This window comes from Arthrobacter sp. AG367, assembly GCF_007828995.1.
GTDB lineage: Bacteria > Actinomycetota > Actinomycetes > Actinomycetales > Micrococcaceae > Arthrobacter.
This window is the reverse complement of record NZ_VIVE01000004.1, coordinates 83,269-96,582: the sequence shown is the minus strand read 5'-3', so window position 1 is coordinate 96,582 and position 13,314 is coordinate 83,269. Positions and strand designations below refer to the sequence as shown.

Genomic DNA, 13,314 nt, shown 5'->3' with positions numbered 1-13,314 from the left:
GAAAGAAACCTCATGGAAGACGGCACGGATCAAGCACGAAAGCCCAGCGGCTACGGCGACCTCAAGGCCGTCTTCTTCAACGGCACCCTGAAGAAGTCGCCGCAGACATCCAACACGGACGGGCTGATTGCCATCAGCCGCCGCATCATGGAAAAGCAGGGTGTCAGCACCAGGGTGATCCGTACCGTGGACCACGACATCGCCAGCGGTGTCTACCCGGACATGACCCAGTACGGGTGGGCCACGGACGAGTGGCCGGATCTCTATCCCGCTGTCCAGGAAGCTGACATCGTGGTGGTGGCGGGCCCCATCTGGCTCGGTGACAACTCGTCACAGACCAAGAAACTTATCGAGCGCCTCTACGCCCACTCCGGCCAGCTCAATGACAGGGGCCAGTGGGCCTTCTATCCAAAGGTGGGCGGCTGCCTGATCACCGGCAACGAGGACGGCATCAAGCACTGTTCCATGAACATCCTCTACAGTCTTCAGCACATCGGCTTCAGCATCCCGCCGCAGGCCGACGCGGGTTGGATCGGGCCGGTTGGTCCGGGCCCAAGCTACCTGGATGAAGGCTCCGGCGGCCCGGAGAGCGACTTCACCAACCGCAACACCACCTTCATGACCTGGAACCTCCTGCACCTGGCAAAGATGCTGAAGGATGCGGGCGGCTACCCGGCCTACGGCAACCTGCCCAACGAATGGAACGCCGGTACCCATTTCGATTTCGAAAATCCGGAATACCGTTAGCCTCCAAGGACTTCTACTTCATATGACTACGCCCAGCCCCTTGTTGTCGCGCCCCGGCGCCGTCGAGGCCGGCGGCCCTGACGCCGGAGTCGCCGCCCACTACGGCGAGCCGCTGCGCGAGCAGCGCGCGCTCGCTGCCGGAACCGCCGTCGTCGACCTTTCCCACCGCGGCGTGGTCACCGTCACCGGCCCGGACCGGCTGAGCTGGCTTAATACCCTGTCCTCCCAGCAGGTGGCCGCGCTGAAGCCGGGGGAGTCCAGCGAGCTGCTGCTCCTCAGCGTCCAGGGCCGCATCGACTTTGACGCCCGGGTTGTCGACGACGGCGGGACCATGTGGCTGATCGTTGAGGCCGCCGAGGCAGCGCCGCTGGCGGAGTACCTCAACCGGATGAAGTTCATGCTGCGGGTGGAAATCGCCGACGTCTCGTCCGACTGGGCAGTCGTGGGCAGCACCCGGGCCGTCCCGGAGTGGTCCGGCCGCCTCGCCTGGCAGGACCCGTGGCCGCACGTATCCGCCGGCGGATACTCCTATGCCACCGTGTCGGAGGAGAACCATCCGGGGCTGGAGCGCCCCTGGTTCGAGTACCTCATCCCGGCCGCCGAACTGGAAGAGGCCGTCGCGGGGCGGTCTCTGGCCGGTGTCCTCGCCGCGGAAGCCCTGCGGGTCGCCGCCTGGCGCCCCCGAATCGGTGCCGAGACGGATGACAAGACCATCCCGCACGAGCTTGACCTGCTGCGCACTGCGGTGCACCTGGCCAAGGGCTGCTACAAAGGCCAGGAGACCATCGCCCGAGTCCACAACCTGGGCCACCCGCCCCGCCGGCTGGTGTTCCTGCAGCTGGACGGCTCGCAGCACACCCTCCCCGCCGCCGGCAGCCCGGTCATGGCAGGGGACCGGAAAGTCGGGACCGTCACCTCCGTGGCGCAGCACTACGAGATGGGTCCTGTGGCCCTGGCAGTCATAAAACGTTCCGTGGCCGCGGATGAGATACTGACCGTCCTGGACGGCGATGAGCCGTATGCCGCCGTCCAGGAAATCATTGTTGCCCCCGATGCCGGCCAGGTGGTGGGGCGCCAGACCGGATTCCTGAGGGGGCCACGCTGATGACCGAGCACACCGGGACCACGCCTGCCGGCGTTGGGACGACGGCAGCGGAAGGGCACGACGACGACGCGCTGGCTTTGGCGCAGGCGCTCTTCGAGGCTGCGCGTGAGGGGAGCGACGCCCTGCTGGGTGCCTACCTGGACGCCGGGGTTCCCGCCACCATGACCAACTCCGCCGGTGACTCCCTGCTCATGCTGGCCGCCTACCACGGCCACGCCGGCACCGTTGGGCTGCTCCTGCAACACGGCGCCGACGCCAACGCCGCCAACGACCGGGGCCAGACCCCGCTCGCAGGCGCCGTATTCAAGGGCTACACGGACGTGGCCCGGGTCCTGCTTGACGCCGGAGCGGATCCGGACGCCGGTGCGCCCTCGGCACGCGCCGCGGCGCAAATGTTTGCCCGCACGGAGATCCTGGACCTGCTGGGCTAGCTCTGCCCGGGTTCCGCCCGGCACCAACAAAAACTCCTGAAGGATGACCGAGTGGAAAACGTAGCAAAGCCCTGGCCGGCACTGTGGTCCCTGGTGATCGGGTTCTTCATGATCCTGATCGACACCACCATCGTGTCCGTGGCCAACCCCCGCATCATGGAGGGGCTGGACGCCGACATCAACTCGGTCATCTGGGTGACCAGCGCCTACCTGCTGGCCTACGCCGTCCCGCTGCTCATCACCGGCAGGCTGGGCGACAGGTTCGGGCCCAAGAAGCTCTACCTCTCCGGCCTGGTGGTCTTCACCCTCGCCTCGCTGTGGTGCGGCCTCTCAGGCGACGTCCGGATCCTGATCGCCGCCCGTGTCCTCCAGGGCCTTGGCGCCGCGATGATGACGCCCCAGACCATGGCCGTGATCACCCGGATCTTCCCGCCGGACCGCCGCGGCTCAGCCATGGCGGTCTGGGGCGCAACAGCGGGCATGGCGACGCTCGTCGGGCCCATCCTTGGCGGCGTCCTGGTGGACGGCCTGGGCTGGGAGTGGATCTTCTTCATCAACGTGCCCATCGGCGTCGTGGGCTTCATCCTGGCGCTGCGCAACGTCCCGGCCCTGAGCACCCATCCGCACCGCTTCGATATTCCCGGCGTCCTGCTGAGCGCCGTCGGGCTGTTCCTTCTGGTGTTCGGGATCCAGGAGGGCGAAACCTACAACTGGGGCACCATCACCGGGCCCATCAGCGTGTGGGGCCTGATAATCGCCGGCATCGTGGTGCTGGCTGTCTTCGTCCTGTGGCAGCGGTTCAACAAGGGCGAGCCGCTGCTGCCGCTGGCGCTGTTCCGGGACCGCAACTTCTCGCTGGCCAACATCGGGATCACCACCGTCGGCTTCACGGTGACCGCCTTCAGCCTGCCGCTGATCTTCTACTACCAGCTCGTCCGGGGCCTAACCCCCACACAGTCCGCCCTCATGATGGTGCCCATGGCACTGATCTCCGGCGGGCTTGCACCCGTGGTGGGCAAGCTGGTGGACCGCGTGAACCCGAAGTTCATCACGGCCACCGGGCTGGTGCTCATGGCGGTGGCGCTGCTGTGGAACTCGGTCCTGATGCAGCCGGATACGCCCATCCTGATGTTCCTGCTGCCCAGCGCCGTCCTGGGCTTCGCCAACGCCGGCATTTGGGCCCCGCTGAGCACGACTGCCACCAGGAACCTGCCGCCGCGCCAGGCGGGTGCCGGTTCGGGCGTGTACAACACCACCCGCCAGATCGGCGCGGTGCTGGGCAGTGCGGCCATCGCTGTGTTGATCCAGTCGCGGCTGGCCGCCGAGCTTCCCTCGGGAGGGCCGGGCGGGTCCGCCGGGGAAGGACTGGCAATGGGTGGCTCGCTGCCCGGGTTCCTGCACGCCGGATTCTCGACCGCGATGGGCCAGTCCATCCTGCTGCCCGCCGGAGTGATCCTGGTGGGGGCGGCGGTGGCACTGTTCTTCGCCAAGCCGCAGCCGGTCCAGGGCTGGGGGACGCAGGGCCAGGACCAGGCGTCAGCGAAGGTGGACGCTGGTCTGGATTCCGCCGGCTGAGAGGCCAAGCTGCCTGGCCAGTGCCAGGCAGCCGGTGTTGCTGACGTCCGCACGCCACTGCAGCGTCAGCCCGGCGGCGAGGGCCTCGTGCGCCGCGATGGATGCGGCCAGCGAGCCCAGGCCGCGCCGCCGCCATTCCGGGTCCACCAGTACACCCATGTTAGCCAGCAGGCCCTCCCATTCGCCGTACGCACCGCAGGCCAGGGGCACGCGCCTGCCGTCCTGCTCACGCACGATGGTGTAGCGGTTTTCGAGGTCGGAGAGCCCCACTTCGTTGACGTCGTCCGGCGGGCAGCGGCCCTCCAGTTCAATGGCTTCCGGGTTCCCGTGCGAGACCGTGAGTTCCCCGGAGGGCTGCTGCAGCGGGAGGTCGTCGGCGAAGAACAGGGCGGCAGCGCCGAGCCCATGGCCGCCCCGGTCCCTGGTCAGTTTCAGCAGCGTGACGTGCTGGGCCATCTCCTCGTCCGGAATGTCCGTTGCGGCTTCGATGACGCTCTGCGGGCCCACCAGCGCGGAACTGCCAAACAACCGGACGAACTCGACGGTCCGGGCCGATTCGTCCGCCCGGACGATCCGTGCCCCGGAGACCAGGGCGTCCCCGAACGCGTCGTCGTCAAGGCCCAGCCGGCGTGCCCACGCCAGCTGGATGATGGCCGCTGAGCCGGGATCGAGTGTCATGGTCCCAGCCTAGGGCGGCCCACTGACTTAGCCGAACAGGACCGCGGCTTCGTCGTAGCGGTTTTGCGGGACGGTCTTCAGCTGGCCCAGGGCCTCTTCGAAGGCAACGTGCCGGATGTCGGTGCCCTTGAGCGCCACCATGGTGCCCCAGTAGCCTTCCACCACGGAATCGATGGCAGCCATGCCAAGCCGGGTGGCCAGGACCCGGTCGAAGGCCGACGGGACGCCGCCGCGCTGGATGTGGCCCAGGATGGTGGCGCGGGTTTCAATGCCGGTGCGTGCCTCCAGTTCGGGGGCGAGCTGGTCCGCGATGCCGCCCAGCCGGGGACGGCCGAAGGTGTCCAGGCCGCGCTCGGAGTGCGGGCTTTCCATGTGTTCGGGTACGAAGCCTTCGGCCACCACCACCAGGGGCGCGCGGCCACGATGATGGGCTTCCTTGACCCATTCGGTGATCTGCTCGATGCTGACCTTCTGCTCCGGGATCAGGATGGCGTGCGCGCCTGCGGCCATGCCGGCGTGCAGGGCGATCCAGCCCACGTGCCGGCCCATCACTTCGGCGATCATGCAGCGGTGGTGGGATTCGCCGGTGGTGCGGAGCCGGTCGATGGCTTCGGTGGCGATCTGCACGGCAGTGTCGAACCCGAAGGTGTAATCGGTGGCGTCAAGGTCGTTGTCAACGGTCTTGGGGACGCCGACGATCTTGAGTCCGGCGTCGGTCAGGCGCTTGGCGGCGGCGAGTGTTCCCTCACCACCGATGGCGATGATGGCGTCGATGCCCAGCCGGTCCATGTGGGCCTTGATGGCCTCCGGGCCGCCGCCGTTTTCGAACGGGTTGGTGCGGGAAGTGCCAAGGATGGTGCCGCCCTGCTTGGCGATGCCGCGGACCATGGTGCGGGGGATGTCGATGATGTCCCCCTCCACCACACCCCGCCATCCATCGCGGAATCCGACGAATTCCTGGCCGTGGACGGCGATGCCCTTAAGCACTGCGCCTCGGATCACGGCGTTCAGTCCGGGGCAGTCGCCACCGCTGGTGAGGATTCCAATTTTCATGTTCGGCTCAAATCCTGGAGAGAAGGTTTACAGGCAGAGCGCCACGCTGAGCTCACCTAGAAGTGTAATGGGGTGTGTGGGGTACGACACAAACCGGTTACATGGGGGTGCCCGGGCCGGGCAGTGCCGGGACAGGAAAGGCCCCTGCTGTCGGGGAGTGTCCGCGAAAGCAGGGGCCGTGGTCGTGGCCGATTTATGGTGCCGGCGCCAGTGTGTCCGGCGCCGGCGACTTGGCTGGTCAGGGCCGGTTGAGCGACCGGCGGTCCAGGAACGTCTGGAGCAGGATCTCGTTGCGCTGGTCCGGGAGGATCACCCAGGCCAGGAGGTAGAAGATCACGGCAGGTCCGGGGAGCAGGCAGAACAGCAGGAATGCGATGCGGACGTAGGCGACGTCGACGTTGAGCTTGGCCGCGATGCCGCCCAGCACTCCGCCGAGCCACCGCTGTGGGCCGCGCTGCAGGCCAAGGCCCCTGACAATGCTGAAGAACTTATCCATGGTTCAAGACTTCCCTGTAGTTGATGCGTTGTCACGTTTGCGGGCTGAGAGCAGGCCGCCGGCCACCAGGGCCACACCTGCGCCGATCATGAGGCCGATCAGGACGTAGGTGCCATTGAGTGTCACGATGCCCAACTGCGCCACGATGATGAGTGCGGCCAGCGCCAGGACGATCAGTCCCCACACCACCGTCCCCACCCTCGCCGGTGCCGGTCCGGCGGGGTCCTGGCCCGCCGTCGTCGGAATGTTGCTGCTGTCCATGTCAGTTGCCTTCCTGGATTGTGACGTTGCTGAACGTGCCGTCGATCCGCACCACCAGGTGGTTGCCGGGCTTGTCCGCGTTGTAGCTGCTTTCGCGGGTGGTGGTGCCGCCGCGCTGGCCGGTGGCCTCGTTAAGGTTTCCCATGGTCATGTCCGCCTTGATGTCGACGGGCAGGTTCTGCGGGATCACCACGGTCACGTTGCTGGCGGTGATGTCCAGGGGAACCACGACGTCGGACGTCAGGGGGGCGGTGGGTGACAGGCCCGTGAGGTCCACGGTGCCCCGCCCGGCGGTGATGTCGATGCCGCCGCGTGCCTCCTCAATGCTTGCCGGGTTCCAGTCCACTTGCTGGAAACGCATCCGGCCGTCGTCCAGCGTGTTGTAGATGCCGCCGGTAACCAGGGCGATTACGGCAAAGAGGCTCAGGACGCCGGAGGTGCGGCCGCGGAAACCCGCCACCAGGATGCCCAGGCCTAGCACTGCTGCCGCGCTGGCCCACACGATGGCGTTGGCGGAGCCGCCCAGGTCGATGATGTTTGCGGCATCCAGCGCCTTGAGGCCACCGCCCACCACCAGGGCCGAGCCCGTGGCGATGGCGACGGCGGGAGCGCCGGGGCCGGACGGCCGGGGCTTTGGCGGTTGCGGGGGCACCCACGGTGCGGGGTAGCTGCTTCCACCGGGAACGCCGCTGCCCGGCCCGCCTGTGCCCGGCCCGCCTGGGCCTGTGCTGCCTGAACCGGTGCCGTTTGGGCCGGCGGAGGTGCCTCCGACGGGAACACCGGTTCCGATAGGAGTGCTGTGTCCGCCCGGGCCATAGATGCCGGTGGATGCTGAGCTGGTGGGGCCGCCGCTGTACCGCGGCGCCGCCGGGAAGCCGGGCGCCGGCCCGGAGGGCGTGCCTGCGGAGAACGACGAGGTGTAGTCCGCGCCCGGGCGTCCGGCCGGGTGGCCCGCGCCGGGGGCTGCCGGCGTGTGGCCGGCCATGGTGGGGTGGGACTTGTTGCGCTGGGAAAGGTAGTAGACCAAATAGATTGCGCCGGCCACCCAGAAGACGGTCCAGAGCAGTCCGCTGAGGCCGTTATGGCTCCAGCCCCAGAAGCCTCCGCCCAGGCCGGTGAGACCCAGGACCGTGGCAATCAGGGAGCCCGTCATGCCACTGGACCAGCGTCCGGCGCCGGCTTCCTGGACGTGGATCCGGCCGTCCGGTTCCGGCAGGAACGCCCATGCCAGGCCATAGAAGAACACGCCAATGCCGGCCAGGAGGGTGAGGACAATGAAGGCGCCGCGGATGATGATCGGGTCCACGTTCAGCCGGTGGGCGATGCCGCTGCAGACGCCGCCGACCCAACGGTCGTTGCCCCGGTAAATGCCGTTGCTGCGGATCCAGCCGAAGAAGTCGGTGGAAGGAGTTGGGGCGGTGGGGCTGCTGCGGTAGGCATAGCCCTGGGTGTTATCAGCGGGATCAGGGCCCGGTCCGGCACCGGGATCAGCTGACGGACCGGCGCCAAGACCACCTGACGGGCCGGCCGCGGGACCGGCACCCGGGCCAACCTCAGGCTCCGGAGGCGTTGCAGGGGAGGACGGCAGCGGCTCCGTGGGCCGCTCGCTGTCGGATCCGGGGATGGCCCCGGCAGGGTGTTCGTCGTCAGGGGAGGGGGTCTGCGAGTTCATACCTCGATCCTCCCGTCCGGGCCCGTCGCCGCTCTACTGGGGGATACCCTGAACGGCCCCTGAGCTGTCCCCGGTAAGCGGCCGGATACGGTCCGGGCAACCCTGATCCGTGTTTGGATTGATCCATGACAACCCTCCCGGTGCGCCCGCCCCTGGCACGGAGCAGCGACCGTGTCATCGCCGGCGTCTGCTCCGGCCTCGCCGCGCACCTGGGCTGGCCGGTCAAGAATGTCCGGCTGGGCATGGTCCTCGCCTCCTTCGCCGGCGGGGCCGGCCTGGTCTTCTACGCATGGCTCTGGATCATGGTGCCCACCGCGGATGAGGCCGCGCGCCGCAACGCCCGCCGGCCGGCGTCGCCCATTGCTCCCGCCGTCAGCCAGCTGGGACCGGGCCAGCAGCAGCAGGCCCAGCCGGCGCAGGAGACGGCGTCCGACGGCGGAACACCAGCAGGTGCCGATGGGCCCGTTCCGGCCGGAGCGGGAGCCTCCGGAGAGCCCCCTTGGTTCCGGGCGCGCGGGATGCGGTACGGCAAGGAAATCCTGCTGGGCTGCGGGCTCCTGCTGGTGGCCGGCATCATGATTGCCCAGATGCTGGGCGTGGACGTGTCCCTGGGGACGCTGATCCCGGCTGCAGCTGTGCTGGGCGGCGCGTCGATCGCCTGGATGCAGCTGGATGAGACGCGCCGCGCAGGGCTGGTGGACAAGACCAAAGCGGACCAGGCCGGCGGGTGGGGCAGGCTCGCTGCAGGACTGGCGCTGGTGGTGGCCGGGGTCCTGGTGATGGTGTCCGGCTCGGGCTCCTGGGAACAGACCTGGCTGGCGCTGTTGGCGTCCGTGGCCGTCCTGGGCGGCGTGGTGCTGGTCCTGTTGCCGTGGGCGCTGAAGTTTTGGCGGGACCTGGAATCGGAACGCGCCGGCCGGATCCGGGAGACGGAACGGGCGGAGATCGCTGCCCACCTCCACGATTCCGTGCTGCAGACACTGGCACTGATCCAGCGGCGCGCCGGCAACGAGCATGACGTGGTCCGCCTGGCCCGTGCCCAGGAACGCGAGCTGCGCGGCTGGCTGTTCCAGGACCCCGGCCGTGAAAGCGGACAGCTTTCAGACCGGATCAAGGCTGTTGCGGCGGAGGTGGAGGACCTGCTTGGCAACGCCGTGGAGGTGGTCACCGTGGGTGACGCCGCCATGACCGAGGCGCACGAAGCCCTGGTCCAGGCAAGCCGGGAGGCCATGCTCAACGCCTCGCGGCACGGCGGCGGAACCGTCTCGGTCTACCTTGAGGCATCGGACGGGCAGGCTGAGATCTTCATCAAGGACAGGGGACCCGGTTTCCAGCTGGGGGACGTCCCGGCGGACCGCCTCGGTATCAGGGAATCGATCATCGGCAGGATGAAACGGCATGGCGGCTCGGCGGCCATCCTCAGCACGGGGGATGGTACCGAGGTCCGCCTGAGGCTGCCGGCTGCAGCAGAACACGCGGAAGGAAAATCATGAACACGACCCAGGGGACAAGTACCGGAAGCACCCGGCCGGCAAACTCCGTGAGTGTGGTCATCGTGGACGATCACGCCATCTTCCGGTCCGGGCTGAAAGCTGACCTCGACGCCGGCATCCAGGTGGTGGGGGAGGCCGCCACCGTTGAACAGGCCATTGCCGTGATCGCCCAGCAGCGGCCCGACGTCGTTCTTCTCGATGTCCACCTGCCCGGAGGACTGGGCGGCGGCGGCCGGGAAGTCATCGCCGGCTCCGCCGCGCTCCTGTCCACCACCCGGTTCCTGGCATTGAGCGTCTCCGACGCTGCGGAGGACGTGGTGGCCGTCATCCGCGCTGGTGCCCGCGGATACGTCACCAAGACCATCTCCGGTGCCGAGATCACCGACGCCGTGTTCCGGGTGGCCGGCGGCGACGCGGTCTTCTCCCCACGCCTTGCCGGGTTCGTCCTGGACGCCTTCGGCACCGCTCCTGCGGATATTGCCGATGACGAGCTGGACAAGCTCTCCGCCCGGGAACTTGAGGTCATGCGCCTCATCGCCCGCGGCTACAGCTACAAGGAGGTGGCCAAGGAGCTCTTCATCAGCATCAAGACGGTGGAGACCCACGTGTCAGCCGTGCTGCGCAAGCTCCAGCTCTCAAGCCGCCACGAACTGACCAAGTGGGCAGCCGAGCGCCGCCTCCTCTAGACGCCCCATCAGATCCTGCGCCTTAAACCCAAACGCCCCATCATCTTTCGGGCCTTAAAACCAAACGCCCCATCAGATCCTGTGCCTTAAACCCAAACGCCCCATCACCAGGTGATGGGGCGTTTGGGTTGTTCCTGCGGAAGGTGATGGGGCGTTTGGGTTGTTCCTGCGGAAGGTGATGGAGCGACTACTGGGCCTTGCCCAGGAAGTCCTGCAGGCGCTGGACGCCCGTAGCGAGGTCGTCGTCGCCCAAGGCGTAGGACAGGCGCAGGTAGCCCGAGGGGCCGAAGGCTTCGCCGGGAACCACTGCCACCTCAACCTCGTCAAGGATGAGCGAGGCCAGTTCCGCGGAGGTCTGCGGCGTGGCCGTACCGGACGCGGTCGGGAATTCCTTGCCCAGCAGGGCACGGACGTCCGCGTACACGTAGAAGGCGCCCTTCGGCGTCGGGCATTCCACTCCGTCGATCGCGTTCAGTCCTGCCACGATCGCCTTGCGCCGGCGGTCGAACGCAACCTTCATTTCGTCCACGGCGGTCAGCGGACCGGACACGGCGGCGAGGGCGGCGATCTGCATGATGTTGGACACGTTGGAGGTGGCGTGCGACTGCAGGTTGGTGGCAGCCTTGATGACGTCGGCCGGGCCGATCATCCAGCCCACGCGCCACCCGGTCATGGCGTACGTCTTGGCAACGCCGTTGAGGATGACCACCTTGTCGCCCAGTTCGGGGGCCGCGGTGGCGATCGACGTGAACGGCACGCCGTCGTAGGTCAGGTGCTCATAGATTTCGTCCGTGACCACCCACAGGCCCTTGGCGGCGGCCCACTTGCCGATTTCCGCCACCTGCTCAGGGGAGTAGACGGCGCCGGTGGGGTTCGACGGCGAGACGAACAGCAGGATCTTGGTGCGGTCCGTCACGGCTGCTTCGAGCTGTTCGACGGTCACCAGGTAGTCCTGTTCGGGGCCGGCGAAAACCTCCACGGGGACGCCGCCGGCGAGCCGGATGGCCTCCGGGTATGTGGTCCAGAACGGGGTGGGAACGATGACTTCGTCGCCCGGATCCACCAGGGTGGCGAAGGTGTTGTAGACGGCCTGCTTGCCGCCGTTGGTGACCAGGACCTGGGAGGGGTCCACCTGGTAGCCGGAATCGCGGAGGGTCTTCTCGGCGATGGCCTTCTTCAGCTCGGGCAGGCCGCCGGCGGGGGAGTAGCGGTGGAACTTGGGCTGCCCCGCAGCCTCGATTGCCGCCTGCACGATGTAGTCCGGGGTGGGGAAGTCGGGTTCACCCGCGCCGAAGCCAATAACGGGCCGGCCAGCTGCCTTCAGCGCCTTGGCCTTGGCATCGACGGCCAGGGTTGCGGATTCGGCAATTGCGGAAATGCGTTGGGAAACGCGGGCGGCAGACATGGCAGGTCCGTTCTTCGCTTGCAGCCGGGTGGCTGGAATGTGGGATTCGACGAGTTCTACTCTATGCTGTTCACCGGACCCTCCGGGGAGCCGGTTTTGATTTATGACTGCCCTGCGCAGCACCTTTCAGGCCGGACTTCGGACGGACCGGGCCGGGCTGGTTTTACCTACGCGAAGTTCTTGCGTAGACTGGTTCACCGGTGTTGAAACACGGATGATGACGTGCGCCCCAGTTCAAGCTGGTGTTGGGTCGTCAAAGAGTGGAATTCACTCCATAGGGTAGTGGCGCAATTGGTAGCGCAGCGGTCTCCAAAACCGCAGGTTGCAGGTTCGAGTCCTGTCTGCCCTGCGCAAGCTGCTCCGGGCGAAAGCCCGGGGCAGGCGCAGCAACCATGGTTCTGATCAGGGCCGGGTAATCCACCATTGCAAAGATGAGCGAGGACCAGGTGACCGAAACAGCTGCCAGCAGCTCCAAGGGCCGCCCAGCTAAGAAGGAAGCCAAGGCAAACTTCTTCGCCCGCATTGCACTCTTTGTCCGCCAGATTATCGGCGAACTGAAGAAGGTTGTTGCCCCCACCCGCAAGGAACTGATCAACTACACGCTCGTGGTGCTGGTGTTCGTGGCCATCATGATGGTCATCGTCAGCCTGCTGGACATTGGTTTCGGAACCGCTGTCAGCTGGATCTTCGGCGGTACCGGCCCCAAGGACAGCTAAGGCTGCACAGTCCGCAGGCCGCGTGTTCCATCCGGGAAACCGGAAGGGATGCGCCGGTGTGCGGGATTGAGCCATTTAAATAGGCATGTTAGGCAATGAGGAAGCAGGAGACCAAGTGTCTGAGCAGGAGCTCGAGGTAACCGAGACGGGGCTGGAAGAATCCCCGGACGTCACGGCAGAAGCCGGTGAAGAGTCCGAGGTTGAGTCCTCCACGCCCGAATCCGACGACGCCGCCTCCGACGTGGTAGTTGCTGCCGAAGGCGATGCATCAGACGCTGACGGGGAAGACGAGTCCGCCGACGCCCTCGCCGCCGCGGCAGCAGCTGCAGCCGTGGATCCCGCTGAGGAGTTCAAGGCCAAGCTGCGCCGCCAGGAAGGTGACTGGTACGTCATCCACTCGTACGCAGGTTACGAAAACCGCGTGAAGGCCAACCTTGAAACCCGCATCCAGACCCTGGACATGGAAGATTACATCTTCGAAATCCAGGTGCCCATGGAAGAAGTCGTGGAGATCAAGAACGCCCAGCGCAAGGTGATCAACCGCGTCCGCATCCCCGGCTACGTCCTGGTCCGCATGGACCTGACCGACGCCTCCTGGGGCGCCGTCCGCCACACCCCCGGCGTCACCGGATTCGTGGGCAACGCCCACAACCCGGTCCCGCTGCGCCTTGACGAGGTCTTCTCCATGCTCGCCCCTGTCTTCGAAGAGGAACAGGCCGAGAAGGGCAAGCCGGTCAACAAGCAGAACCAGGCTCCCGTGGCCGTCGACTTCGAGGTCGGTGAATCCGTCATCGTCAAGGAAGGTCCCTTCGAGACCCTTCCCGCCACGATCTCCGAGATCAAGCCCGAGTCCCAGACCCTCGTGGTGCTGGTCTCCATCTTCGAGCGCGAAACGCCCGTCACCCTGGCGTTCAACCAGGTCACCAAGATCTGAGAATCCTAGAATTCGTCCCGGCGCCGCCCGCTTAGCTGCACCGGAACGGCCGGCCGCCTTGC

14 protein-coding genes and 1 tRNA gene are annotated in these 13,314 nt (G+C 67.0%); 9 read left to right on the top strand and 6 right to left on the bottom strand.

The features are described 5' to 3' along the window. Positions 1 to 12: 12 nt before the first annotated feature. The 4 genes from FB478_RS12820 to FB478_RS12805 are packed head-to-tail and all read left to right on the top strand — an operon-like array spanning position 13 to position 3,858. The gene (locus FB478_RS12820) at positions 13 to 747 is read left to right on the top strand and encodes a flavodoxin family protein (protein ID WP_056388901.1); all 735 of its coding nucleotides are present in this window, start codon (positions 13 to 15) and stop codon (positions 745 to 747) included. Between the two features lie 22 nt (positions 748 to 769). After that, a complete protein-coding gene (locus tag FB478_RS12815) occupies positions 770 to 1,852 on the top strand; it encodes a folate-binding protein YgfZ (RefSeq protein WP_186447797.1) in 1,083 nt (360 codons plus the stop codon). Further along, entirely contained in the window at positions 1,852 to 2,283 is a 432-nt protein-coding gene (locus FB478_RS12810) for an ankyrin repeat domain-containing protein (protein ID WP_018769107.1), read from the top strand. The genes FB478_RS12815 and FB478_RS12810 overlap by 1 nt, the downstream gene beginning before the upstream one ends. 51 nt (positions 2,284 to 2,334) lie before the next feature. Continuing rightward, complete coding sequence (locus FB478_RS12805; RefSeq protein WP_018769108.1) at positions 2,335 to 3,858, top strand: DHA2 family efflux MFS transporter permease subunit; 1,524 nt, start codon at positions 2,335 to 2,337, stop codon at positions 3,856 to 3,858. Here the strand turns inward: FB478_RS12805 and FB478_RS12800 are convergent. The 5 genes from FB478_RS12800 to FB478_RS12780 form a co-directional block, all read right to left on the bottom strand. Continuing rightward, positions 3,820 to 4,536: a GNAT family N-acetyltransferase gene (locus FB478_RS12800; RefSeq protein WP_144600761.1), complete on the bottom strand. Its 717-nt coding sequence runs from the start codon at positions 4,534 to 4,536 to the stop codon at positions 3,820 to 3,822. The two genes, FB478_RS12805 and FB478_RS12800, sit on opposite strands and share 39 nt — an antisense overlap. A gap of 27 nt (positions 4,537 to 4,563) precedes the next feature. Next, entirely contained in the window at positions 4,564 to 5,589 is a 1,026-nt protein-coding gene (locus FB478_RS12795) for an ATP-dependent 6-phosphofructokinase (protein WP_018769110.1), read from the bottom strand. Positions 5,590 to 5,827: 238 nt separating this feature from the next. Next, positions 5,828 to 6,085, bottom strand: coding sequence for a PspC domain-containing protein (locus FB478_RS12790; protein WP_018769111.1), 258 nt, complete (start codon positions 6,083 to 6,085; stop codon positions 5,828 to 5,830). Positions 6,086 to 6,088: 3 nt separating this feature from the next. Continuing rightward, complete coding sequence (locus FB478_RS12785; protein ID WP_018769112.1) at positions 6,089 to 6,346, bottom strand: hypothetical protein; 258 nt, start codon at positions 6,344 to 6,346, stop codon at positions 6,089 to 6,091. Between the two features lies 1 nt (position 6,347). Beyond that, complete coding sequence (locus tag FB478_RS12780) at positions 6,348 to 8,018, bottom strand: PspC domain-containing protein (protein WP_144600759.1); 1,671 nt, start codon at positions 8,016 to 8,018, stop codon at positions 6,348 to 6,350. 125 nt (positions 8,019 to 8,143) lie between these two features. On the opposite strand from FB478_RS12780, the gene FB478_RS12775 reads away from it, so the two are divergent. Continuing rightward, on the top strand, positions 8,144 to 9,511 hold the full coding sequence (locus FB478_RS12775) for an ATP-binding protein (protein WP_144600757.1): 1,368 nt from the start codon (positions 8,144 to 8,146) through the stop codon (positions 9,509 to 9,511). After that, entirely contained in the window at positions 9,508 to 10,197 is a 690-nt protein-coding gene (locus tag FB478_RS12770) for a response regulator transcription factor (RefSeq protein WP_186447796.1), read from the top strand. The genes FB478_RS12775 and FB478_RS12770 overlap by 4 nt, the downstream gene beginning before the upstream one ends. 187 nt (positions 10,198 to 10,384) lie before the next feature. On the opposite strand, the gene FB478_RS12765 is transcribed toward FB478_RS12770, so the two are convergent. Continuing rightward, entirely contained in the window at positions 10,385 to 11,602 is a 1,218-nt protein-coding gene (locus FB478_RS12765; protein WP_018769116.1) for a pyridoxal phosphate-dependent aminotransferase, read from the bottom strand. A gap of 276 nt (positions 11,603 to 11,878) precedes the next feature. On the opposite strand from FB478_RS12765, the gene FB478_RS12760 reads away from it, so the two are divergent. The 3 genes from FB478_RS12760 to nusG all read left to right on the top strand — a co-directional run bounded on the left by FB478_RS12760 (position 11,879) and on the right by nusG (position 13,252). Beyond that, positions 11,879 to 11,951, top strand: a tRNA-Trp gene (locus FB478_RS12760). A gap of 82 nt (positions 11,952 to 12,033) precedes the next feature. Beyond that, positions 12,034 to 12,318: a preprotein translocase subunit SecE gene (secE, locus tag FB478_RS12755; protein WP_056388913.1), complete on the top strand. Its 285-nt coding sequence runs from the start codon at positions 12,034 to 12,036 to the stop codon at positions 12,316 to 12,318. Between the two features lie 115 nt (positions 12,319 to 12,433). Then, on the top strand, positions 12,434 to 13,252 hold the full coding sequence (nusG, locus tag FB478_RS12750) for a transcription termination/antitermination protein NusG (RefSeq protein WP_018769118.1): 819 nt from the start codon (positions 12,434 to 12,436) through the stop codon (positions 13,250 to 13,252). The last annotated feature ends 62 nt before the right edge of the window (positions 13,253 to 13,314 follow it).

Coding starts and splice junctions, on each gene's coding strand:
- FB478_RS12820 (WP_056388901.1), top strand. CDS start 13: ATGGAAGACGGCACGGATCAAGCACGAAAGCCCAGCGGCTACGGCGAC.
- FB478_RS12815 (WP_186447797.1), top strand. CDS start 770: ATGACTACGCCCAGCCCCTTGTTGTCGCGCCCCGGCGCCGTCGAGGCC.
- FB478_RS12810 (WP_018769107.1), top strand. CDS start 1,852: ATGACCGAGCACACCGGGACCACGCCTGCCGGCGTTGGGACGACGGCA.
- FB478_RS12800 (WP_144600761.1), bottom strand. CDS start 4,536: ATGACACTCGATCCCGGCTCAGCGGCCATCATCCAGCTGGCGTGGGCA.
- FB478_RS12795 (WP_018769110.1), bottom strand. CDS start 5,589: ATGAAAATTGGAATCCTCACCAGCGGTGGCGACTGCCCCGGACTGAAC.
- FB478_RS12790 (WP_018769111.1), bottom strand. CDS start 6,085: ATGGATAAGTTCTTCAGCATTGTCAGGGGCCTTGGCCTGCAGCGCGGC.
- FB478_RS12785 (WP_018769112.1), bottom strand. CDS start 6,346: ATGGACAGCAGCAACATTCCGACGACGGCGGGCCAGGACCCCGCCGGA.
- FB478_RS12780 (WP_144600759.1), bottom strand. CDS start 8,018: ATGAACTCGCAGACCCCCTCCCCTGACGACGAACACCCTGCCGGGGCC.
- FB478_RS12775 (WP_144600757.1), top strand. CDS start 8,144: ATGACAACCCTCCCGGTGCGCCCGCCCCTGGCACGGAGCAGCGACCGT.
- FB478_RS12770 (WP_186447796.1), top strand. CDS start 9,508: ATGAACACGACCCAGGGGACAAGTACCGGAAGCACCCGGCCGGCAAAC.
- FB478_RS12765 (WP_018769116.1), bottom strand. CDS start 11,602: ATGTCTGCCGCCCGCGTTTCCCAACGCATTTCCGCAATTGCCGAATCC.
- secE (WP_056388913.1), top strand. CDS start 12,034: ATGAGCGAGGACCAGGTGACCGAAACAGCTGCCAGCAGCTCCAAGGGC.